The 23,254-nt window shown below is 62.2% G+C and carries 20 protein-coding genes, 1 pseudogene and 1 other annotated feature; of the genes and pseudogenes, 16 read left to right on the top strand and 5 right to left on the bottom strand.

From position 1 onward, the window contains the following. Window positions 1-96 precede the first annotated feature (96 nt). Window positions 97-842: pseudogene (locus EV665_RS27280) on the bottom strand (IS3 family transposase); the annotation flags it as partial. Continuing rightward, window positions 442-558 (bottom strand) — a sequence feature (AL1L pseudoknot). It overlaps the preceding pseudogene by 117 nt. 245 nt (window positions 843-1,087) lie before the next feature. Here EV665_RS27280 and EV665_RS27275 point away from each other — a divergent pair. From EV665_RS27275 to EV665_RS27260, 4 genes are all read left to right on the top strand, one after another. Beyond that, the gene (locus EV665_RS27275) at window positions 1,088-1,573 is read left to right on the top strand and encodes an ABC transporter ATP-binding protein (protein ID WP_133036512.1); all 486 of its coding nucleotides are present in this window, start codon (window positions 1,088-1,090) and stop codon (window positions 1,571-1,573) included. 273 nt (window positions 1,574-1,846) lie between these two features. After that, window positions 1,847-3,298, top strand: coding sequence for an NAD-dependent succinate-semialdehyde dehydrogenase (locus EV665_RS27270; protein WP_133036511.1), 1,452 nt, complete (start codon window positions 1,847-1,849; stop codon window positions 3,296-3,298). 49 nt (window positions 3,299-3,347) lie between these two features. Further along, window positions 3,348-4,952: a GMC family oxidoreductase gene (locus EV665_RS27265; RefSeq protein ID WP_133036510.1), complete on the top strand. Its 1,605-nt coding sequence runs from the start codon at window positions 3,348-3,350 to the stop codon at window positions 4,950-4,952. 54 nt (window positions 4,953-5,006) lie between these two features. Further along, complete coding sequence (locus EV665_RS27260; protein ID WP_133036509.1) at window positions 5,007-5,678, top strand: GntR family transcriptional regulator; 672 nt, start codon at window positions 5,007-5,009, stop codon at window positions 5,676-5,678. Between the two features lie 16 nt (window positions 5,679-5,694). Here EV665_RS27260 and EV665_RS27255 read toward each other — a convergent pair whose 3' ends face one another. Next, the gene (locus EV665_RS27255) at window positions 5,695-6,873 is read right to left on the bottom strand and encodes an iron-containing alcohol dehydrogenase family protein (protein ID WP_133036508.1); all 1,179 of its coding nucleotides are present in this window, start codon (window positions 6,871-6,873) and stop codon (window positions 5,695-5,697) included. Window positions 6,874-6,923: 50 nt separating this feature from the next. Continuing rightward, window positions 6,924-8,420: an aldehyde dehydrogenase gene (locus EV665_RS27250; RefSeq protein ID WP_133036507.1), complete on the bottom strand. Its 1,497-nt coding sequence runs from the start codon at window positions 8,418-8,420 to the stop codon at window positions 6,924-6,926. A gap of 107 nt (window positions 8,421-8,527) precedes the next feature. Between EV665_RS27250 and EV665_RS27245 the strand changes: the two genes are divergently transcribed. The 5 genes from EV665_RS27245 to EV665_RS27225 all read left to right on the top strand — a co-directional run bounded on the left by EV665_RS27245 (window position 8,528) and on the right by EV665_RS27225 (window position 14,267). Next, the gene (locus EV665_RS27245; RefSeq protein WP_133036506.1) at window positions 8,528-9,391 is read left to right on the top strand and encodes a transketolase; all 864 of its coding nucleotides are present in this window, start codon (window positions 8,528-8,530) and stop codon (window positions 9,389-9,391) included. Window position 9,392: 1 nt separating this feature from the next. Continuing rightward, a complete protein-coding gene (locus EV665_RS27240) occupies window positions 9,393-10,382 on the top strand; it encodes a transketolase family protein (RefSeq protein WP_133036505.1) in 990 nt (329 codons plus the stop codon). 108 nt (window positions 10,383-10,490) lie between these two features. Next, window positions 10,491-11,729 (top strand): sugar ABC transporter substrate-binding protein, encoded by a 1,239-nt coding sequence (locus EV665_RS27235; RefSeq protein WP_133036504.1) that lies wholly within the window; start codon window positions 10,491-10,493, stop codon window positions 11,727-11,729. 58 nt (window positions 11,730-11,787) lie between these two features. After that, on the top strand, window positions 11,788-13,275 hold the full coding sequence (locus tag EV665_RS27230; RefSeq protein WP_245507853.1) for a sugar ABC transporter ATP-binding protein: 1,488 nt from the start codon (window positions 11,788-11,790) through the stop codon (window positions 13,273-13,275). A gap of 5 nt (window positions 13,276-13,280) precedes the next feature. Then, window positions 13,281-14,267, top strand: a complete 987-nt coding sequence (locus EV665_RS27225; protein ID WP_162853173.1) for an ABC transporter permease — start codon at window positions 13,281-13,283, stop codon at window positions 14,265-14,267. Between the two features lie 16 nt (window positions 14,268-14,283). Here the strand turns inward: EV665_RS27225 and EV665_RS27220 are convergent, their stop codons facing one another. Continuing rightward, complete coding sequence (locus tag EV665_RS27220; protein WP_133036501.1) at window positions 14,284-15,090, bottom strand: shikimate dehydrogenase family protein; 807 nt, start codon at window positions 15,088-15,090, stop codon at window positions 14,284-14,286. 86 nt (window positions 15,091-15,176) lie between these two features. On the opposite strand from EV665_RS27220, the gene EV665_RS27215 reads away from it, so the two are divergent. The 3 genes from EV665_RS27215 to EV665_RS27205 are packed head-to-tail and all read left to right on the top strand — an operon-like array spanning window position 15,177 to window position 17,993. Continuing rightward, window positions 15,177-16,307: an iron-containing alcohol dehydrogenase gene (locus EV665_RS27215; RefSeq protein ID WP_133036500.1), complete on the top strand. Its 1,131-nt coding sequence runs from the start codon at window positions 15,177-15,179 to the stop codon at window positions 16,305-16,307. Continuing rightward, window positions 16,304-17,005, top strand: a complete 702-nt coding sequence (locus tag EV665_RS27210; protein ID WP_133036499.1) for an SDR family NAD(P)-dependent oxidoreductase — start codon at window positions 16,304-16,306, stop codon at window positions 17,003-17,005. Before EV665_RS27215 ends, EV665_RS27210 begins: the two co-directional genes overlap by 4 nt. Before the next feature lie 13 nt (window positions 17,006-17,018). After that, a complete protein-coding gene (locus EV665_RS27205) occupies window positions 17,019-17,993 on the top strand; it encodes a zinc-binding dehydrogenase (RefSeq protein WP_133036498.1) in 975 nt (324 codons plus the stop codon). A gap of 779 nt (window positions 17,994-18,772) precedes the next feature. Here the strand turns inward: EV665_RS27205 and EV665_RS27200 are convergent. Next, window positions 18,773-19,534: an HAD family hydrolase gene (locus EV665_RS27200; protein ID WP_245507852.1), complete on the bottom strand. Its 762-nt coding sequence runs from the start codon at window positions 19,532-19,534 to the stop codon at window positions 18,773-18,775. Between the two features lie 58 nt (window positions 19,535-19,592). Between EV665_RS27200 and EV665_RS27195 the strand changes: the two genes are divergently transcribed. The 4 genes from EV665_RS27195 to EV665_RS27180 are packed head-to-tail and all read left to right on the top strand — an operon-like array spanning window position 19,593 to window position 23,235. Further along, on the top strand, window positions 19,593-20,234 hold the full coding sequence (locus EV665_RS27195) for a bifunctional 4-hydroxy-2-oxoglutarate aldolase/2-dehydro-3-deoxy-phosphogluconate aldolase (RefSeq protein ID WP_133036497.1): 642 nt from the start codon (window positions 19,593-19,595) through the stop codon (window positions 20,232-20,234). Window positions 20,235-20,292: 58 nt separating this feature from the next. Next, complete coding sequence (locus EV665_RS27190) at window positions 20,293-21,126, top strand: SDR family oxidoreductase (protein ID WP_133036496.1); 834 nt, start codon at window positions 20,293-20,295, stop codon at window positions 21,124-21,126. Window positions 21,127-21,130: 4 nt separating this feature from the next. Then, a complete protein-coding gene (locus EV665_RS27185; protein ID WP_133036495.1) occupies window positions 21,131-22,189 on the top strand; it encodes a zinc-dependent dehydrogenase in 1,059 nt (352 codons plus the stop codon). Then, complete coding sequence (locus EV665_RS27180; protein ID WP_133036494.1) at window positions 22,186-23,235, top strand: galactitol-1-phosphate 5-dehydrogenase; 1,050 nt, start codon at window positions 22,186-22,188, stop codon at window positions 23,233-23,235. Before EV665_RS27185 ends, EV665_RS27180 begins: the two co-directional genes overlap by 4 nt. Window positions 23,236-23,254 lie beyond the last annotated feature (19 nt).

Below are 23,254 nucleotides of genomic sequence, written 5' to 3'. Positions count from 1 at the left end.
TGCCCCCTCACAGCAGGGAGCAGGCATTCTTCAAAACCTCCTTTCTCAATGCATTCCAGTCATATGCACCCCGGTCTATCCGGGACGAGGCGCACCGTAGGTGAAATCCGAGAGCCAGAGCTTGTTCGGAGCCGGCGCGTGGAAGACCCGATTCACATGGTCAAGCGGGCACGGCGCGGCCTTGTCCTGCACCGTCGTGCGGATCGGCTTGCCACGAACAACACCGTGAAGGCCGAGATCGGCCATCAGCCGCTCGACCGTGCAGCGCGCGACATTGAAGCCCTCCCGCACCATCTGCCGCCAGACCTTCCTCGCGCCGTAGACCTCGAAGTTCTCGGCGAAGACGCGTTCGATCGCCGGTTTGAGCTCCAGGTCCCGCTTCGCCCGCGCCGACAGCTTCGCGGGATCAGTGCGCTTGGCGACATGATCGTGGTACGTCGATGGGGCGATCGGCAGCACCTTGCAGATCGGCTCGACCCCATGCGCCTCGCGGTGATCGTCAATGAACGCGATCATCGTTTGAATGGGCGGTCGAGCTCCGCCTGGGCAAAATAAGCGCTCGCCTTGCGCAGGATCTCATTGGCCTGCCGGAGCTCGCGGTTCTCCCGCTCAAGAGCCTTTATCTTCTCGGCCGTGTCCGTCGGCAAGCCGGCCCTCCTGCCGGCATCGATCTCGGCCCTCTTTACCCAATCCAGTAGAGTGTGCGCCGAACAGCCGATCTTGGCGGAGATCGACTGGCAGGCAGTCCAGCGGGAGGAATGATCAGCTTCGTGATCCAACACCATCCGCACGGCACGCTCGCGCACCTCAGGGGAAAACTTGTTCGTCGTTTTGCTCGTCATGGCTCCATCCTATTTGGAAGTTGGAGCCTCCGGCAAACCCGGGGCGGTTCAATACCGATCAGACCGTCTGACGCAATGCGCTTCGAGCGCGTGAAAGTGATTTGGCGATCGGCATCGCGGATATCATCGTGGCCAGCGGCTATGACCGCGCTGACAGGCCGGACATATGACTGCACCGTCCGACGGGGATTTGCGCAGAAACCATCTTGCTAATCGGGCCGTTCCACATATGAGTCAGAGCCCTTATTCCATGCCGAAACACACCTGAAGGGCGCCGCGTTTTTGCTAGCCTCTCCGTTCTCGATAATCTGCGGCTTGGCGCCTTCCGGCGGGGTAGACGTGGCTCTCCAGATTTCAAGGCGGATCTGGACGAGGTGTTCTCACTCTTCCCCCGTCTGCGGGATCGTTCAAGGCAAATGGCCGGAACGCTCTCGGGTGGGGAGCAGCAGATGCTGGCGATCGGACGCGCCTTGATGGCAAAGCCGGAGCTTATCCTTCTCGACGAGCCGTCGATGGGGTTGGCGCCGAAGCTCGTGGAAGAGGTCTACAGAATTGTTGTCCGACTGCGCGAACAGGGGCGAACGATCCTCCTAGTCGAGCAATTTGCCAATCTGGCCCTTGGCATTGCGGACTATGGATATGTCCTCGAGAATGGCCGTTTTGTGATTTCCGGAACAGGTCGGGAGCTCTTGAACGATCGTAGAGTTAGGGAAGCTTATATCGGTCACTGAAGGAAAGCTGGACTCCAAATGGAGCCCGCTCTCGATATCTTGCCTTATGCAGATCCGGACTATATGCGGCAGCCCAAAATCGCGTCTTTACCCGACCACAGATTGGGGACACCGATGGCTCAATACTAGACTAGCCCCGGATTTCTCGAACAGTGTCCGGAGCTGACGTCGCTTATACCGAGACCGAGAAAGTGTGACTCTACAAGAGGCGACTGTCTTGTGTTTTAAAATATATCATATATTATTACGCCATGCAAAGTGGGAAGCTAGCGTATGACCCTTAAGGACCCGAGTCTTCTGCGTGAGGCCGCGCTGGTTGGCGGGCGTTGGATTTCAGCGGATGGGAGCGGCATCGCGGTGAAGAACCCGGCGACGGGCGAGCTGGTCGGCCATGTACCTAAGCTCGGCGCGGCGGAGACGAAGGAGGCCATCGCGGCGGCGGCAGAGGCCCAGAAGGGCTGGGCCGCCCGGACCGCCAAGGAACGTTCGGCCGTGCTGCGCAAGTGGTTCGAGCTGATCATCGACAACAAGGACGATCTCGGCCGCATCCTCACCATGGAACAGGGCAAGCCGCTGGCCGAAGCCACCGGCGAGATCGTCTATGGCGCAAGCTTCGTCGAATGGTTCGCCGAGGAGGCCCGTCGTCTCTATGGCGATATCGTGCCCGGCCATCAGAAGGACAAGCGCATCCTCGTGATGAAGCAGCCGATCGGTGTTGTGGCGGCGATCACGCCGTGGAACTTCCCGAACGCCATGATCACCCGCAAGGCCGGCCCGGGCTTCGCTGCCGGCTGCGCCGTGGTGCTGAAGCCCGCCTCGCAGACACCGTTCTCCGCCATTGCGATTGCCGTGCTGGCCGAACGTGCCGGCCTGCCCGCCGGCCTGTTCTCCGTCATCACCGGTTCCGCCCGCGAGATCGGTGCGGAAATGACGGCGAACCCGACCGTGCGCAAGTTGACATTCACCGGTTCGACGGAGATCGGTGCGGAACTCTACAAGCAGTGCGCGCCGACCATCAAGAAGCTCGGTCTGGAGCTTGGCGGCAATGCCCCCTTCATCGTGTTCGACGATGCCGATCTTGATGCGGCCGTCGAGGGGGCCCTGATCGCCAAGTTCCGCAACAACGGCCAGACCTGCGTGTGCGCAAACCGCCTCTATGTGCAGGAGGGTGTCTATGACGCCTTCTCCGAAAAGCTCGCGGCGGCCGTCGGCAAGCTGAAGACCGGTAACGGCTTCGACGAGGGCGTCATCCTTGGCCCGCTGATCGACAATGCCGCCCTAGAGAAGGTCGAGGAGCATGTCGCGGATGCGGTGAAGAAGGGCGGCCGTGTGGTGCAGGGCGGCAAGCGCCATGCGTTGGGTGGCACCTTCTACGAGGCGACCGTGATCGCGGACGTCACGCCGGACATGGCCGTGGCAAGGGAAGAGACCTTCGGGCCCGTCGCCCCGCTCTTCCGCTTCACGGACGAGACCGACGTCATCGCCCAGGCCAATGACACGGAGTTCGGCCTTGCATCCTATTTCTACGCCAAGGACCTGGCGCGGGTGTTCCGCGTGGCCGAGGCGCTGGAATACGGCATGGTGGGTGTCAACACCGGTCTGATCTCCACGGCGGAAGCGCCATTTGGTGGCGTGAAACTCTCCGGTCTAGGCCGCGAGGGCTCGCGCTACGGCATCGAGGAGTTCACCGAGATCAAATATGTCTGCCTTGGCGGTATCGCCTGAGGCAGGGCGAATGCTCGCCCGAATATGAAATCGTTCCTGGGAGGAAATTGTGACGGATTATTTGATTGTAGGCGGGGGTTCGGCAGGCAGTGCGCTTGCCGGAAGGCTGGCCATGTCGAACTCCGGAAAGGTGACGGTCCTTGAGGGTGGACCGCGCGATCGCCATCCGCTGATCCACATCCCAGCGGGCTTCGTAAAGCTGCTCGATTCCAAGCTACTCTATCACTACAAGACCGAGGAACAGGCCGGCCTTGCCGGGCGCTCGCCGATCATGCCGCAAGGTGCGGTGCTCGGCGGTGGTGGATCGGTCAACGCCACCATTTATATTCGCGGCCAGCGTAGCGACTACGATACTTGGTCCTCGCTCGGCGCGGCCGGCTGGTCCTATTCAGAAGTCCTGCCCTACTTCCGGCGCGCGGAGAACAACGACCGCTTTTCCGATGCCTATCACGGTACGAAAGGCCCACTTGGCGTTTCCGATCTTCGGCAGATCAATGAGCTAACGCGAGCATTTGTACTCGGTGCTCAGGAGGCGGGCATACCCTTCACGTCCGACTTCAACGGCCGCCGGCAACGCGGTGTGGGCTACAACCAAACAACGACGCGCAATGCGCGGCGCTGCAGCGCCGCCGTCGCATATCTGCGTCCGGCGCTGGCCAGCGGCAATCTCGACATCCAGACCGGCTGCTTCGTCACCCGCATCCTTTTTGAGGGCGACCGCGCAGTCGGCGTGGAATACCGGCAGGACGGCGCGCTGCGCACGATCCGTGCGGAGAAGGAGGTCATCCTTTCGGCGGGCGCCGTGCAGACGCCGAAGCTCCTGATGCTCTCAGGTGTGGGGCCGGAGGATGAATTGAAGCGCCACGGTATCGCCATGCATCACCGCCTTGAGGGCGTCGGCCAGAACTTGCAGGATCACCTGGAATTTCCCGCGATCCGCTACTGCACCGGCCGATATGGTTATTTCGGTGAAGATACGTTCTTCCGTTCGATGCGTAACGGTCTGCAATATCTGCTTTTCAAGTCGGGTCCGGTCATGTCGAACGTCACGGAGGCTTGCGCCTTCGTCAATGTCGACGACATGGAGGACGAGCCGAACGTGCAGATGCACTTTGTGCCGATTGTCTTCATGGATAGCGACCAGGAGCAGATCAAGCGAGCAGGGGCGACGATCAACCCGTGCGTGTTACGGCCGCTGAGTCGCGGTGAAATCCGCTTGCGCTCCACCGACCCCGCCGATCACCCGATAATCGATCCGCGCTATCTTAGCCATCCGGAGGACATGCGCCTTTCCGTCAAAGGGCTCCGGCTCGCACGCGACATCCTTGCCCAACCGGCCTTTGCCCCCTTCGTCGAAAAGAGCGAAGCCTTCCCCGGTCCGGACATCCAGGATGAGGCGACACTTCAATCTTATATCCGCTCGAAGGGAAAGACAGTGTATCACCCTGTCGGCACCTGTCGGATGGGAACGGATGATATGGCGGTCGTCGACCCGGAATTGCGTGTACGGGGCTTGAGAAATCTCAGAATTGTTGACAACTCGATTATGCCCACATTGATTTCGGGCAATACTAATGCGCCGGCCGTAATGATCGGCGAAAAGGCGTCGGACATAATCCGCGGCATCGACCCATTGCCGCCAAGCAACGCCTGAGGTTGGATGGGGTCGGAAACCGACGCAGGGCGGTCGGTGCAGACGGAGGTGCCTATGACGAGCTTGAACAAACTGGACCGTGGCAACCTCTCCGAACAGGTCTATACGGCGATCCGCGAAACCTTGATGGACGGACGCTACGAACCGGGTGAACGGCTCCGCATCAACAGCCTTGCCGAGGAACTGGGCGTATCAATCACCCCGGTGCGCGAGGCGATTTTTCGCCTTGTTAGCGAGCACGCGCTGGAAATGAAGGCGGCGACCGCTATCCACGTACGCAATCTGGCGCCGGATGAACTGCGCGAGATCCAGTTCATCCGCTACCATCTTGAAAGCGAAGCGGCAGCACTTGCCGCCGAGCGCATTACGTCGAAGGAACTCGCCAATCTGGAAAACCTTCAGGAAGCTTTCCGCGTGGCGGCTGGAGAGGATCCACAGGAGGCGTCGCTGATCAACCGGCAGTTCCATTTCGCCGTCGTCGCGGCCGCTGGCATGCCGCTAGTCTTTGCGACTGTCGAGAACATGTGGACGCTGATGGGACCGCTTCTGCGGACGTTCCACATCACTGTGCCGGTGAGGGACCTGACAAGCGGCGCGCACAAGCACTACGATCTCCTGCGAGCACTGGGCAAGCGCGACGCGGCAGGCGCGCGCGCCGCAATGCAGGAAGACATCATCTGGGGAAAGGTCCTCGTCGACTGGCTGGAAAAGAAACGGGCGGTCTGACCGCCCGATGCTCTTTTCAGAAGCTCGCCAGCACGATAGTCCGCAGGTCGTTCCGATCGGCCGGCCTGAGCGAGCAGGCGACGTCCTGCCCGTAGTTCGTCATCGCAATCTCCACCAAGGCGTCAGTTTCGTTCCGCTGAAGGCCCAGCGAGCCAATCCCGCTCGAAAGGCCGACTGCCGAGAAGAAGCCATGGAGGGCTTCCGGCAGCGCACTGGCCTGTTCGGCCTCCGTCAGGCCAGCCAAGTCCGGCTGGAAGATCGTAGCCACCCTTGCCAGCCGTTTGCCCGCATGCGGCAGTGTCCAGCGCACGGTGGAAAGGAGAAAGGCGGCGCAGCTCTCGCCGTGCGGGGTATCCCTAAGCGCGCCTAGCGCTTGGCCGAGCGCGTGAGGTATGCCGACGCCAATATTGCCGAGAGTCACCCCTGCCATGTAACAGGCTTCGGCCATCCGGATGCGAGCCTCCAGATTCGACGGGTCGGCGCAGGCGAGCGGCAGGTAGGTGGCGACCAGCTCCATGGAGCGGATCGAGAACACGTCCGTCCAGCTGTTTGGCCGGTTGCCGATATAGCCCTCGAAAGCATGCAGAAAGGTGTCGATGCCTGTCGACGCAGTGAGACGTGGCGGCTTTGTGAGATGCAAAGCCGGATCGATCAACGCCACATCCGGGTAGCAGAAGGGGTGGATTATCGTGGCCTTCAGTTTGAGGTCGGGATTGGAGAGCACGGCGAAGGGTGTGACTTCCGCGCCCGTTCCGGCATTGGTCGGCACGGCGATCAGCGGCAGCCCGCGTTTCTCCGGCTGGCGGACCATGGCGTTGGTGCGGGCGGTGAAGTCCCAGGATGGGCCGCCATTCGTCACTGCGAGCGAAACAGCTTTGGCAGCATCGATGGTCGAGCCACCGCCGACCGCGATGATGACATCAGCTTGCCACTGGCGAGCCTCCGCTGCGGCAACGTCACAGGTCGCCGCGCGTGGATTGGGTACGATGTCATGCCAGAGACGGGCTTCGATGCCTGCTGCGGCAAGTCCATCGACGATCCTGCCTCCAAGGGGGGAGCCCTTGAGAAATGGATCGACAAGGAAAAAGGCGCGGCGGCCAAGCTTCACGGTTTCCTGCGGGAGGACTTCGATGGAGCCGGGGCCGAATCTCACACGCGTCGGCAGGGTGATCTGATAGGTGTCTTGAGTGCTCATATTATCCTATCCGAAGATGCGAAGGCGGCCGGAGCCGCCTTCCTAGTGGTTTAGAGTTCGATCCAGGTCGTCTTCAGCTCGGTATATTTGTCGAGCGCATGAAGGGACTTGTCACGCCCGTTGCCGGATTGCTTGAAGCCGCCGAAGGGCACCGTGACATCACCGTGGTCGTAGCAATTGACCCACACGCTGCCGGCCCGCAGCTTGCGGGAAATCTTGTGGGCGCGTGAGAGGTCACGTGTCCAGACTGCGGCGGCCAGGCCGTAGTTCGTATCGTTGGCGACCCGCACGGCTTCCTCGTCATCCTTCACGGTGATGGCGGACAGGACCGGTCCGAAGATTTCCTCCCGCGCAATCGTCATCGAGTTCTTGACGTCGGCGAAGATGGTGGGGTTGACATAGTAGCCGTCAAGACCGGTCTCCGGCCGCTCGCCGCCAAGCACCAGGCGCGCGCCTTCCTCGCGACCCTTGGCGATATAGCTCTCGACACGTGAGCGGTGGCCGTCCTCGACCAGCGCGCCCAGCTTCGTTTCAGGGTCGAGCGGGTCGCCCGGCCGGATCGACTTGGCGGTATCGACGACGATATCGAGGAACTGGTCCTGGATCCGTTCCGACAGGATGAGGCGCGACGGCGCGACGCAAACTTCGCCCTGGTTGAAGCAAATCGCGGTGGCGGCGCGCTCGGCGGCGGCCCGCAGTTCCGGTACGTCGTCGAGGATGATGTTCGGCGATTTGCCGCCGCATTCCAGATAGACGCGCTTCATGTTCGACTGGCCGGCATATTGCAGGAAGAGCTTGCCCACCCCGCCCGAGCCGGTGAAGGCGAGGCAATCGATATCCATATGCATGCCCATCGCCTTGCCGGCGGTGGGGCCGAAGCCCGGAACGACATTGAAGACGCCGTCCGGAATGCCGGCTTCTGCCGCCAGTTCCGCCATGCGGATCGCCGTCAGCGGCGATTGTTCGGCGGGCTTGAGAATGACGGAATTGCCCATGGCAAGCGCCGGGGCGAGCTTCCAGGTCGCCATCAGCATCGGGAAATTCCAGGGCACCACAGCGCCGACGACGCCCACCGGCTCGCGGGTGATGATGGCAAGCTGGTTCGGGCCGGTCGGCGCGATCTCGTCGTAGAGCTTGTCGGGGCACTCGGCATACCATTCCAGCGTGTCGAGCACGACATTGACGTCGATGGTCCGGCTCTCGCTGATCGGCTTGCCCATGTCGAGCGTTTCCAGCACCGCCAGTTCGTCCATATGCTTTTCGAACAGGGCCGCGAAACGCTGCAGGACCTTCTTGCGCTCCTTTGGGGAGCGGTCGCGCCAGACGCCGGCCTCGAAGGCACGTCGGGCGGCTGTGACCGCACGGTCGACATCGGCGGTATCGCACGCCGCCACCTTGGCGATCACCTGGCCGTCGCGCGGCGAGATATTATCGAAGGTTTCGCCGGATGCCGCATCGACGAAGCGGCCGTCGATAAAGGCTTGGCCTTTGATTTCAAGGCGGTTGCGGATTCCAAGGATGTCGGATTTCGACAGTTGAAGGGTCATGCTCTCCTCCCTAAATTTGTGCGTGACATATATGATATATGATGTTAAATCCCCTCAGGCAAGCGAATGTTGCTGCCATTGGGCAACGAGCGCAGGGAGGACGCAGATTGAATTCGGCACTGAGAAATGATTTTCGCCCCGACGAGGAGACCATCGCGCGGCTTCGCGACCGGGCGCAGTTCGTGCGGCTGGAAACGATCCGCCTGATCGAGATCGCCAAGGTCGGCCATTACACGTCCGTCTTCTCGGCGGCCGAGATTTTCGCCGCGCTCTATTATGATGTGATGCGGCTCAGCGACGACCCGAAATGGGCCGACCGCGACCGCTTCCTGATGGGCAAAGGCCATGCGGCCGTCGGGTTGTTCCCGATCCTTGCTGATCTCGGCTACCTGCCGGTGGATGTGCTGAACGGCTATACCCGCTTCGGCAATCCGCTCGGCGACCATCCCGACATGCGCAAGGTGCCGGGCGTCGACTTTTCCTCCGGCTCCATTGGTCATGCCTTGTCGAATGGACTCGGCATGGCGCTCGCCGGGCGCATGCAGGGCCGCAGCTTCACCACCTTCGTCATGCTGGGCGACGGCGAGATGCAGGAAGGCCAGGTCTGGGAGGCTGCCATCGGGGCGGCGCACCACAAGCTCAACCGCCTGGTCGCGATCGTCGACCGCAATGGCTATCAGCTCGACGGTGCCGTGGACGATGTCATGGGCATCGAGCCGCTCGACGAGAAATGGCGTGCCTTCGGCTGGGAGGTGCATGTCGTCGATGGCCACGACATCGCCGAACTGACGGCGGCGCTGCGCCGGGCGAAGGCAGATGAAGCCCGCACGCGTCCGTGCTGCATCATCGCCCGCACCCTCAAGGGCAAGGGCGTGAGCTACATGGAGACCGAGCCCGGCTGGCATCTCGGCTATCTCGATCCGAGCGACGCCGACGCCGCCCGCGCCGAAATCCTTTCGAAGGTGATCTGACATGAGCCAAGCCCTCGCACGTCCCCAGTCTCCGAATTCCTGGCACTACCGTGAACTGAACCAGAAGAATCCTGGCCTCGACCATCTGTCGAACGGCCTGATCTCGCTGGTGGAGGCGGGCCATCCCGTCATGGCGGGGTCGGCCGACCTGCAATATTCCAATGGCCTCAACCGTTTCGCGGCGCGCTACCCGGACCGCTATGTCGGCTTCGGCATTTCCGAGCAGAACATGGTTTCTGCCGCCGCCGGCATCGCGACGACCGGCATGATGCCCTATGTCGCCACCTTCGCCTCGTTCCTTGGTCTGCTCACCTGCGAGCAGATCCGCATGGACGTTGCCTATTGCGCCCTGCCGGTGCGCCTGATCGGCCACCACACCGGCATTTCCATGGGCTTCTACGGCACCTCGCATCACGCCACCGAGGACATCGGCACGATGCGCTCGATCGCCGACCTGACTGTGGTGTCGCCGGCCGACGGCCCGCAGCTCGAGGCGGCGATCCGCGCCAGCATCGATCACGACCGGCCGATCTACTTCCGCACCGGCCGAGGCCGTGAGCCGGACCTCTACGATCCCAAGGCCGACTTCGTCTTCGGCAAGGCCATAGAGCATGCGCGCGGCGAGGAACTGACGATCATCGCCTGCGGCCTGCCGGTGCACCCCGCCGTGCAAGTGGCCGAGCGGCTCAATGCCGCCGGCCGTTCGGTTGGCGTCATCGACATGGCGACCGTCAAGCCGATCGACCGTGATGCGGTGCTCGAAGCGGCGGCCCGTTCAAAGCTGCTGATGACCATCGAGGAGCACAATATCATCGGTGGTCTCGGGGCGGCCGTTGCCGAGGTGTTGGCGGACGAAGGCGTCGGCAAGCGGCTCATCCGTCACGGCATCCATGACGAATACGCGCTGATCGCTCCGCCGACCCATCTCTACGCCCACTACAAGCTCGACGCGAAGGGCATCGAGGAACTGGTGCTGAAAGCTATCGGCTGACGGAGGGCATGTGTCGGCAGCGGGAGATTGTCCGCATTTAAGATATATCATGTATTTTAATCGGGCCTGCGCGGGAGTGTCGCCGGCCCATCCTGGAGGAGGACGCAGATGAAGACCTATGGAAACCTCGCCGCCGCGGCGCTGTTGTTGACGGCGCTGTCCGGTCCGGCTTTCGCCGCCGAAAAGCATGAGCTTTACTCGCACATGCCGAACACCGCGCTGTCGGGCGTGATCGACCCGCAGATGGACGACCGCGCCCATATCGTCAAGGCGCTGCCGAAGACGCCGAAGGACCCGAAGAACATCGTGATCGGCTGGACCGAGATCACGCTCGGCAATGCCTGGTTCGTAGAGGTAGTCGAAGCGGCCAAGCGCAAGGCCGCCGAATACGGCGGCTACACGATCGACATCCAGGTGGCCGACGGCGATCCGTCCAAGACCTCGGCGCATTTCGATTCGTTCATCACCAAAGGCGTCGACGTGATCGTGGTCGACCCGACCGACGTGGCGGGCGCTGCGACCGACGCCCAGCGCGCCGTCGATGCCGGCATTCCCGTCATCGCACTCGGCACGGTGCCGGATGCCTCGGGACCCTTCGTCTCGACGGTCCTCGCCAATCCCTTCGGCAACGGCTTCGAGGCCGGCATCTATGCGGCTAAGCATATCGGCAAGGACGCGGCGATCGTCTCGGGTGTCACCATCGGCACGCTTGGCAATTCGACCTCCGAAAGCCGCATCACCGGCCTGCTCTCGGGCATCGTCTTCGAGCGTTCCAACCAGTTCAATCTCGGTCTCAGCCGCGAGGACGCGATGCTGAAGGGCTTCAACCTGTTCCAGGACCTGAAGACCGGGGGTTCGTTCAACTGGGCTGAAGGCAAGTTCGAGGTCGTTGGCATCCAGCCGGGCGGCTGGACGGAAGAGGGCGGCCTGAAGGGTGCCGAAGACCTGCTCGCCGGCCATGGCGACCGCATCAACCTGATGCTCGCCGAAAACGACTTCATGGGTATCGGCGCGCTGACGGCCATCGAGAACATCGGCAAGAAGGGCCAGATCCCGGTTGCCTGCGCTGCCGACGGTTTCCGCGTCGCACTCGATCTCGTCAAGAGCGGCGACCTTCTCGTGACCGGCGCCAACAGCGGCCGTGCCACGGGCGAGGGCGTGATGGTGCTGATCAACGAGATCTTCCGCAAGGGCTTCGACGCCAACAACCTGCCGCTCGGCTCCTATTTCCCGGCTGAGATCATCACCGAGGAGAATGTCGACAGTCTGATCGATCCCGACCAGTCGAACCCGTTCTTCAAATACGAGGTTCCGCCCTTCCGCACGATCCCGCAGATCCGCGGCTGACGGCTTGATCCTGGGCATCGCCGGAGAGCCGGCGATGCCGTTCGGGGAGGAGAAGCAGATGCATCTTTCGATGTTGCAGATCGACAAGGCCTTCGGCGGCGTCGCGGCTTTGCAGGGCGCAAGCCTCGAAGCGTTCGGCGGCGAGGTCCATGGCCTGATGGGCGAGAACGGGGCGGGCAAGTCCACCCTGATGAAGGTCCTGGCCGGCGCCTACCGGCGCGATTCCGGTGAGATCCGTCTCGACGGTCAGCCCGCCGATATCACCTCACCGCACGAGGCGATTATCAGGGGCATATCCGTCATCTACCAGGAATTCTCTCTTGCCGGCCATCTCTCCGTGGCAGAGAACGTGCTGATCGAAGAACTGGGACGGCCCGGCATTCGGGTCCCGTGGTCGGAGATGGTCCGGCGGACCCGCGCGCTGCTCTCCGACATGGGTTTCGAAGACATTGACCCGATGCAGCCCGCGGGCGAATTGCCGGTCGCCTATCAGCAGGTGGTGGAGATCTGCAAGGCACTGTCGCGCGATAGCCGGATCCTGGTGTTTGACGAACCGACCGCCGTGCTGACTCGCCATGAAACGGAAAAACTCTTCCGCCTCATCCGCCTGCTGCGCGAGCGCGGCGTCTGCATTCTCTATATCTCGCACCGGCTGGAGGAGATTTTTACGCTCTGCGACCGGGTCACGGTGCTGAAGGACGGCCAGACCGTCGGCAGTTGGCCGATCGACGCGATCGACCAGAAGGGCCTCGTGCGCCAGATGATCGGCCGGGAACTGTCCGATCTCTTTCCGCCGCGCAAGGCGACGGTGGGTGAGGCCTTGCTTGAAGTGGAAGGCCTCAATGCCGGGCCGATGGTGCGTGACGTCTCCTTTTTCGTCCGGGCCGGAGAGGTTCTCGGCGTGAGCGGGCTGGTGGGGGCCGGGCGCACGGAAACCATGCGCGCCATCTTCGGTGCCGATCCCCTCCAGTCCGGCCGCATCCGGCTGGCGGGTCGCGAGATCGTCAACGCCTCACCGGGCGAGGCTGTCGCCAACGGCATCGGCATGCTGCCGGAGGACCGCAAGCACCAGGGCGTGCTGCTCGACCTGCCAATCCGCATCAATGCCATGATGACGCCGGCCAATCCCTTCATCTCGGCCTTCGGTTTCATCCGCAACCGCGAAGAGATCGCCGCCGTCGAGGAGATCGCCAAGGGTCTGCGCCTGAAGTCGGCCGGCATCGACATTTCTGCCGGAACGCTTTCGGGCGGCAACCAGCAGAAGGTGGCAATCATGAAATGGATCGCCGCCAAGTGCCGCGTGCTCATCTTTGACGAGCCGACGCGCGGCGTCGATGTCGGCGCCAAGATCGAGATCTACCGCGTGATGAACGAACTCGCCGAGGCGGGTGCCGCCGTGATCATGGTCTCCTCCGACATGCTGGAGGTTATCGGCATGTCGGACCGGGTCGTCGTCATGCGCCAGGGCGCGGTCGCCGGCGAACTTCTCAAACATCAAATCAGCGAGGAAGCCATCATCGACCTCGCCATGGGAATGGAGGCGTGACCCTCATGCAAAAGAATACCGGTATCGCCACCTTCTTGATCCGCTACAACATCTTCCTGATGCTGGCGCTGCTCGTCGTCGCCTCCGCGCTGTTGTCGGATGTATTCCTGACACCGCAGAACCTGTGGAACTTGCTGCGCCAGCTCGTGCCCCTGGCGCTCGTCTCCATCGGCATGCTGCTGGTGATCCTGACCGGCGGCATCGACCTGTCGGTCGGGGCGCTGGCGGCCATCGGGGCCATGGTGGTCGCGATGCTGCTGCCCTATCTGCCGTCGCAGGCTGCCGTCGGTCTCTTCGTCGGCATCGTAGCGGCCATTGCCGCCGGCGCGCTGCTGGGGGCGGTGACGGGTGCGCTCGTCGCGTTCTTCCGCATGGCGCCGTTCATCGCCTCGCTCGCGATGATGACGGTGGCGCGCGGCATCGCCTTCATGATGTCGAACGGGCAGCCGGTGCGCTTTCCGCGGGATACGGGAGCGGCCGATCTGATGCGCGCCTTCGGCAGTGGCGCGCTGCCCGGCATCGGCATGCCCTGGCCGGTGCTGATCGCGCTCGTTTTCATCGTGCTGTTCGTCGTCCTCATGGCGCAGAGCAAGTTCGGCCGGCTCGTCATCGCCACCGGTTCGAACGAGGTCGCGGTGCGCCTCGCCGGCATCCCGGTCGCGCGCTACAAATTCCTCGTCTATGCCATCGCCGGCGGGCTTTCGGCGCTGGCCGGCGTGGTGGCGACCGCACGCACGGCGGTCGGCACGGCCAATACCGGCTTCGGTCTGGAACTCGATGCGATCGCCGCCTGCGTCATCGGCGGCGCCTTGCTCTCGGGCGGCAAGGGGTCGGTGATCAACACGATGATCGGCGTCCTCATCCTCGGCCTGATCGGCAACATCATGAACCTTTTGTCGGTGCCCGCCTATCCGCAGCAGATCATCAAGGGCGTCATCATCGTCTTCGCCGTGCTGCTGCAGAATATCAGCGGCGAGACGAAGCGCACCTGAGGCGAATGCCGGGCGCTCAGGCGCCCGGTTCGTCCAGCAGAAACCTTGCCAGCAACTCGATCTGTCCGGTGATCATATGCACGCCCCTATGCGTTCCGCATCCCCGTTTCGACGCCAGCCGCAGCAAAGGCGTGACGTCGGGTTCCATCACGACCTCGGCCACCAGAGCGCCCGGTTCCAGCGTTTCAGGATCGACCGGCAGCGGATCGCCGGCCTTCATGCCGAGCGAGGTGCCGTTGACGACGAGGTCGAAACCGCGTGCATCGGCGGGAGCCGCGACGATATCGCGGCCGGCAAAGGCGCTACGCAGCCGCACGGCGAGCTCTTCGGCCTTGTCCATGGAACGGTTGGCGATGGCGAGACGGGCAACGCCGCCCCGCACCAGCGCCTCGGCGATGCCCGTGGCCGCACCGCCGGCGCCCAGCAGCAGGGCGTTCCGGCCGTTAATACTCCGGCCCTCCCGGACGAGACCCTGCACGAAACCCGCGCCGTCGAACATCTCGCCGTGGAAGCGGCCATCTGGGGTGCGGCGCGCGACATTGGCGACGCCGAGGAAGCCGGCCGTGTCCGAAAGGCTGTCGCACAGGCCGGCGACGCTCGTCTTGTGCGGAATGGTGACGATGACGCCGGCAAGGCTGTCGATCCGGCGCAGCCCCTCGAAGGCGGCCGCAAGATTTTCCGGCGCGACCTGCCAAGGCACGAGCACGGCGTCGTGGCCGTGCTCGGCGCAGTAAGCGTTGAAATAGGTCGGCGTGCGCAGGTGATGGGATGGGTAGGCGAGATGCACGACGACGTGCGTCGTGCCGGTAATGCGTCGATCCATTGATGGAGCCTCCTCACGGGTGAAAACGATACTTCTTTAAAATATATCATATATCACGTAAACGCGAATCCGCGGAGGAAACCGAAATGCCGTTGCAACACAAACCCATCATGGAGATGTTCGATACGCGCGTCACCGTCTTCGGCGCACCGGGGCGTTATATCCAGGGGCAGGGCGCCTGGCGACTGGTGGGGGATTGCGCCGCTACACTGGGTGCGCGCGCGGTGCTCGTCATCGACGCGACGATCCGCGACATGCTGGCCGGACAGGTGGAGGAAAACTGCGCAGCTGCTGGCGTGGACCTTCAGATCCTGCCCTTTGCCGGACATCTCGGCGCGAACACCGGCGCGGACTTGCAGGCGCAGCTTGATGGTCCGGTCGCGGCGGTGCTTGCGGCCGGCGGCGGCCGGGCGATCGATGCCGGCAAGGCGCTGGCCGAACGCATCGGCTCCGGTCTCATCACCCTGCCAACCGTAGCCTCCAACGACGCGCCGACCTCGAAGAATTTCGTCCTCTACGAAGACGGCCACCGAATGCTCGAAGTGCGCCATCTCATGCGCAATCCGGATTTCGTCATCGTCGATACCGATATCCTATCCAAGGCGCCCAAGGCATTGTTCAGCGCAGGAATGGGTGATGCGCTCGCCAAGAAATTCGAGGCGGATGCCTGTTTCAACAGTGGCGGAGGCACGATGTTCATGGCGCGCTCGACACGGCTTGCTCACCAGATCGCCAACACCTGCTACGAGACGCTTTTGAAGCACGGCGCCGGCGCCTGGGCGGTCGTGGGAACGGGCACGGTCACCGACGATTTCGACGCGGCCGTGGAAGCGATGATCCTCATGGCTGGCCTCGGTTTCGAAAGCGGTGGCCTTTCGCTGCCTCATGCGCTGACGCGCGGCATCCCGCTTCTGCCGGGCGGCGGCAGCGTGCTGCACGGTATCCAGGTCGCCTGGGCGTTGATCGTGCATTTCGAGGCGCTGGCCCTAGAGCCCCCGCCTGAACTGATGCGGCTCTATAAGATTTTCGGGCTCCCGTTGTCACTGCAGGACATGGGTCTCGGTGCGCCATCGCGTGCTCAACTGGCCGCCCTTGCCGACGCGACGCTTGCCGTCCGTCACATAAAGAACATGCCATTCAAACTCGAAGCGCAAACACTCGTGACTGCCATCACGCGCGTCGAGGAAAAGGCCCCAAATCGGAGGATTAGCGTATGATCAAGCCACACCCACTCGCCCTTATCACCGGTGGTGGAACCGGCATCGGCCGCGCCACCGCGGAGTCCCTATTAGCCGCAGGCTGGCGGGTAATCGCGGTCGGCCTTGATCGCGACGACGACCTGCCGGAAGGCATTCGCTTCCATAAAGCAGATGTGACAAATACGAACGCCATCCTTGCGGCCATTGATAGCGAAGAGGGCTTAGACGGTTTCGTTCACTGCGCGGGCATCCTGCGTCATGAGCGGGAATGGCAGATCGCGGATTTCGATGCCGTCATGCAGGTCAATGTCAGCGCCGGCTTCGCGCTTGCAAATGCGCTCTTGCCGCGTCTGGAGGTGGCCCGTGGTTCCATTGTGATGCTCGCGTCGATGTGGGCGATCTTCGGCTCGGCTGGCGCGCCGGCCTATACGGCGAGCAAGGGGGCGGTGGCGGCGCTCACCCGCTCGATGGCCGTTGCCTGGGCGTCGAAGGGGGTGCGGGTAAATTCCGTGGCGCCGGGTTGGGTGGAGACGCGCATGTCGGCGCGGGCACGCGCAGACCTTGAACGCGCCGCGCGTATCAACGGCCGCATTCCGATGGGGCGCTGGGCGCAGCCGTCCGAGGTCGCTTCGGTCATCCGTTTCCTGCTGTCGCCCGACGCAGCCTATGTCACGGGCACCATGCTGCCGATCGACGGCGGCTATTCCGTTTGCTGAAAGGAGAATGACAATGAAAGCTTGGGTTCATCACGAAACCGGCGCACCTGACGTCCTGCGGCTGGAAGAACGGCCGCGGCCAAAGCCGGGCAGGGGCGAGGCGCTGGTGCGCAACTGCGCCATCGGTCTTAATCCCGTCGACTGGAAATTCATCGAGTGGGGTCATCCTGCCTGGGAATGGCCGCATGTTCCGGGGGTCGACGGCGCGGGCGAGGTGGAGGCGCTGGGCGAGGGCGTGCAGCATATCGCCCGCGGTGCCCGGGTCGCCTATCACAACGATCTCGTGCGCCCTGGTTCCTTTGCCGAATATACGGTCGTACCGGCGCGAGCGCTGATCCCGCTGCCGGCCGCGCTACCCTTTGCCGCCGCCGCTACCATCCCGTGCCCGGCGCTGACGGCCTTCCAGGCAATCTCCAAGGTTCCGCTCGGCCCCGGCGCGCATGTCCTGGTGACCGGCGCCTCCGGTGCTGTCGGCGGCGCGCTGCTGCAGCTTGCGCGCACACGCGGCTGGATTGTCCACGCCGTCTGCTCCGCGTCTCAGGCCACGCGGGTGCTGCGCTTGGGCGCCGCCACCGTGACGGATTATCACCGTCCGCCCTGGCGCGCGGAAATCCAGGAAAAGACCCGTGTCCAGCCACTGCAGGCGGTCTTTGATATGGTGAGCGGTGCGCACGCCACCTCGCTTGCACCGCTCCTGACGGCAAACGGCCATCTCGTCTGCATTCAGGACCGGCAGGAACAGGCTCCCCTGCCGGCCTTCACCACCACGATCTCCCTGCATGAGGTCGGCCTTAACGCCATGCACAACCATGCAGACGACCGGCAATGGGGCAATCTCGTCGCGGCTGGAGCCGCCATCGCCAAGGATATTGCCGAAGGCCGCTTTGATCCCCAGATCGTTGAAACCGCCACTTTCGAAGCGCTGCCGGAAGCACTCGCGCGCCTGAAATCCGGCCCCAATCCGGGCAATCGGGTCGTTCAGATCTGAGGCTTTCGGCAGTTGTCCGGCGGCTTTCGGTGTCATCGGGCATGGCGCTTAACGCCACAACATGATTCGCGTGTCTTCAACAGGTGGTTCAATATGGCACGTTAAAACGCCGCTCGTTGCCAATACGTGTATGAGAGCTTGAAGAGACTGTTCAATAGCTTCCTTGGCCAGGACCGAATGGACAGCCTTCTGGAAGCTCGCAAATGGGGCATTCGGGCTTAACAGGATTCACAACTTGCCGGGCGGTCCGCGCGTTGGACGAAGTTTTGCACTGCCCGGCCTCCGAATAGTGAAAATTGAGCCGATTTGTGTGGGAAAGCCGCTCCGGGGCGCAGCGGTTGGAACTATGGCTGGTCTGTCGATTGGCAAAGCGGGCCGTCCTCGCATTATCTGCGTGCGATGTTCGGCAACTGGAGCCCGGCGTTCAGGTCACTTCGGGGTTGGGCCTGACGCCGATGTTTTCAAGTAGAGTTCGATGCGTTGCCGCGAGAGTCCGAAGAAGGAATATGACATGGTCGGCGCCACCGTCACAAAGGTTGACTGGCCCGGCCGGGGCGTGAAGTTGGGACTGGGACCTGGGTCAGCGGCCGCGGGAAGGGTGGCATAGCGTAGATAGTCGCATTGCCCACAGAGGTTTTAGGCAACCTCGTGTGCTTGCATGTGATGCTCTGCAACCGCTTGATATTAGCAGCGCCGCCCCGCTGGTCGACCACGCCACGTTTGAAGCCATCTCACCGCCACCTTCATAAGCCCGCGATGAAGCCCCCCCACAGTTAATATTATCGACGCGCGAGTATTTCGTCTCCAAACAGCCGCATGGAGCAAAGTGCTCTAACGCCTTGGGGCGCCTCGCTGTGGCTGTGGGGAACGAAGACAGTCTCGATCCCCGCCGCCTCGGCGGCTGCGGCTCCGCTTACGCTGTCTTCCACAATGATGCATTCGCTGGGATTGACCCCCAGGAGATAGACGGCGCGCAAATAGCCTTCAGGATGCGGTTTGCCGTGCAGGACATCATTGCGTGCCACGGTTATCAGACCGGGACGAACAAGGCCGGCAGCGCGCAGATTAATATCCATGATGGCGCGATCGCTATTGGAAATCACCGCCTGACGTATGCCCACGGCGTCGAATCTCCTCCACGTCTCAATGGCATCATCGTATCCCCGCAACGCTCCGGCGGCGCGGAAGTAGAAATGGTGCTTGCGCCGCTCCCAGTCGGTTGGGCTGGCTTTCAGGCCGAATGTCTCGACGACGTAACGATAGATATCATCGGACGAGCGGCCGACGACGCGCTCTTTCAGATCCGTCGGCGGGGTCAACCCGGCCTCCGTCATTGCTAGGCCGAGCGCATCGACGGCAATGTCCTCGCTGTCAACCAGCGTGCCATCCATGTCCCACAAGACAGCCTTTATCATATCTCCACCGCTTCTATCTGATCCGCTCGCTTCTGGAGGAAAACTCGTCTTGGGACGCAGATCGTCCGCAATACAGAAGTCCACCTGTCGTAAAAAATAAAAATCATTTTTTTTGCTGTTGCGCAATAACGAATTTCATTCTATCAAAATTACACCGAAACAAATTTGATCGAGGGGCCGTGAGGTGGTTGCTGCAACAGATATTCAGGCACGGATTGCCGCCGCTCGCCTCCTGCCGGTCGTAGTGCTGGAGCGGGCCGATGATGCAGTGCCATTGGCCAAGGCGTTGCTGAAGGGCGGCCTTACCGTGGCCGAGGTTACTTTCCGGACGCCTGCTGCCGCCGAAGCAATTGCCCGTATGCGCAAGGATGTACCGGACATGCTTGTTGGTGCCGGGACGGTCCTCACTCAAGAGCAGCTTGCCGATGCCGGGGCTGCTGGCGCCCAATTCATCGTTACCCCGGGGTTCAATCCGGCGATCGTCGAAGCCGCGCAGAGCGCAGGATTGCCGATCATCCCGGGTGTGAACAATCCGACCGGTGTCGAGCAGGCGATGGTCTATGGGCTGGAAACGGTGAAGTTTTTTCCGGCCGAGCCGACTGGCGGCATACCGTTCATCAAGGCGCTCACAGGTCCCTATCCAGGCATGCGCTTCGTGCCAACGGGCGGCATCAGTCCAGCCAATCTCGCATTCTACCTCACAGTGCCTGCCGTCCTGGCTTGCGGCGGTTCATGGATGGTGGATGCCAAACTCATTCGCGACGGGAATTTCGAAGAGATTTCTCGTCTGACGGAGGATGCCGTCGCACTCGCCCGTAAGGGGTGAAGCCGTATTCAACGACAACGAAAACAAGCTCCGAGAGGAGCGAACACGGAGGTTTAGAATGGCCAGCAATACCCTATCCGAGGGTCTGTCTCTCAGAGGCAAATCCTGCATTATCACGGGCGCGGCATCCGGAATCGGCGAAGCTGTCGCCCGAATCTATGCCCAAAACGGCGCCAAGGTCGCTATGGTCGATTTCGATCGTGAGCGCCTGGAGCGGGTGGCCGGCGAGATTAAGGCCGAAGGCGGAACTGTCCTTCCGATCTTTGCGGACGTTTGTGAAGAGGAGACGGTCCGCTCATTCTTTAAGCAGGTGAACGATACGTTCGGATCCGTTGACGTGGTGGTCAATTCCGCCGGTCGAGACAGCCTCGCTCCGCCGGTTACTCGCGTCACGTTGGAAGAGTGGAACAAGACGATCGGCCCGAACCTCACAGCGGTTTTCCTCTGCTGCCGTGAAGCATTCATCTACATGGAAAAGCAGGCCGAGGGCGGCCGCATCATCAACATGGGCTCGTCGTCCACGCGTGTCGCCTCAGGCCCAGGTCACAGCCCTTACCGCGCCTCGAAGCATGGTATGCTGGGTTTCTCCAAAAACATTCTTCTGGAAGGCAAAGACAAGAAGATCGGCGTCACCGTCCTCAATCCGAGCCACGTCAAGACTCCGATGACGGAGATCATCGACAAGGGTCTCTATGACGGCGACCTGGAAGCCTATGTCGATGGCTGGCTGGACGAGAAGGAAATTAAGGAAGGCATCCATGCCTCCTGCATAGACGTCGACAATGTCGCGTGGCTGGCCCTCTACGTTGCCACCCGCACGCCCGACGTTACCATTCCGACAATCTCCCTCTACCCGACCCATAAGGCTCACCGCTACGGCATGGAGGTCTAAGCCAATGAAGGCCGCCGTATATAAGGGTCAAGGCCGGATCGCTCTCGATGAGAGACCTCAACCGGAACCCCGGGACGATGAGGTGCTGGTTCGCGTCTTTGCTGCCTCGATCTGTGGCACGGACACCAAGGTCCTTCGCGGCGGCCATTTTCGCGTCGGTGTAAACGACACGCGTGTGCTCGGTCACGAGCTCGCAGGCGAGATCATCAAGATCGGCCAGCACGTTTCGCACTGGCGGCTGGGACAGCGGGTTTCGGTGGTTCCGAACATCGGCTGCGGGCACTGCGACATGTGCCGCAAGGGGCTCAACAATATGTGCCCCGATTACAAAGCCTTCGGTATCGACATAGATGGTGGCTTCCAGCAGCATATGATCGTCACGGCCGGAGCCATCTCGGGCGGCAACCTTTTCGAGATTCCCGAGACGATGAGCTATGAAGAAGCCTCGCTCGTCGAGCCGTTGTCGTGCTGCTTCAACGCCTGGAAGGACCTTTCGGTGACGCCGGAGGATCGGGTGCTGATCCTGGGAACGGGGCCGATAGCCGGCATGTTCCTCCAGCTTGCCCGTGCCTATGGCGCCCGGCAGGTGATCGTCGTCGGCCGTCGCGCCGAACGACTGGAGGAGATTGCCCCGCTGGGGGCTACGCATACCGTGGATTCGAGCAAGGTCGACGTCGTCGATGAAGTGATGCGCCTGACGGGCGGCCACGGCGTCGATGTCGCGCTGACCTGTGCTCCCGCGGCTGAACTGCAGGTTCAGGCACTGTCTTGTCTCGCGCGGCTCGGCCGGATCAATTTCTTTTCCGGTCTTAACAAGGGAACGCTCGTCGAACTCGATACGAACAAGGTCCACTACTGGGGCCTGAAGCTCCTGGGTTCGACCGGCTCCAGCATCGAGGATTATGCGCGGGCGCTCCGGCTCGTTGAGACCGGCCAGGTCCGCGTGACTGAAGTTGTGACCCATCGTTTTGGCATGTGCGAGGCAGTTGCCGCCTTCGACCACGCTTTGTCCGGCAGGGGCATGAAAACCATTATTTGTCCGCAGGAGGAGAGGCTGCAATGAAAGCGGCAGTATTACATGCACCCGGCGATCTGCGGGTAGAGGACGTGCCTATCCCCGAGATCGGACCCAGTGACGTTCTGGTTGAAGTGAAGGCTGCCGGCATTTGCGGTTCTGATATTGGCCGCGTCATGATGACGGGTACCTATAACTTTCCAACCATTCCCGGCCATGAATTCGCTGGGCGGGTGGAAAAGGTCGGTGCGTCCGTCGGCCATCTGAAGATCGGTGACCGAGTGGCCGTCGCGCCGCTTATGCCTTGCCGCAAATGCCAGTGGTGCGAGGCGGGAAAGTTCCACCTCTGTGATGACTATGGCTTTATGGGTTCGCGCAGCGATGGCGCCTTCGCGCAATACATATGCGCACCCTTCACTAACGTGCTGAAGGTGCCCGACAGCGTACCGTACGAGGTTGCGGCGACCATCGAGCCTGCGGCGATCATCCTGCATGGTATCCACAAGCTCGACGTCAAGCTTGGCGACGCTGTTGCGGTGGTCGGCTGCGGAGCGCTCGGTTACTTCGCCCTGCAATTCGCCAAACTTTCGGGCGCACGGCCGTTGATCGCCATCGACGTGGATGACGATAAGCTGTCGCTGGCACGCGAGGTCGGCGCGGATCTCTGCCTCAACCCGTCGCGCGACGATGTGCTCGCACGGGTACATGAGGCGACAGGGGGGCGCGGCGTTGCAGTGTCACTGGAATGCGCGGGCTCTGAGCCGGGCCGCAACCTATCCATCATGGTCACCGCCAAGCAGGGCGCGATCATGCTCTACGGAACAGCCTATGGCGACGTGACCTTCGCGGAGAAGGCGTTTGCGCGGATTGTGCGCGAGGAACTCGAGGTCATAGGATCGTGGAATTCCTATTCGCTGCCATTTCCTGGAAAGGAGTGGTTTGACATCATCAGCTTGCTTGCTGACGGGCGCCTGAAGGTAGATCCGCTCATCACGCACAGGGTGGCCCTGGAGGAGGCGCCATCCATCTTCAAGGCGCTAAAAGAGCGAAATTTCGGCCGGTATCACAAGATTCTGTTCAAGCCGAACGACTGACGCATTTCTGGGAGGAAGA

It is taken from the genome of Shinella granuli, assembly GCF_004341885.1.
In the GTDB taxonomy this organism is placed as follows: Bacteria; Pseudomonadota; Alphaproteobacteria; order Rhizobiales; family Rhizobiaceae; genus Shinella; species Shinella granuli.
Note: the sequence above shows the minus strand (reverse complement) of the source record. Positions and strands in the feature narration are given on the sequence as shown.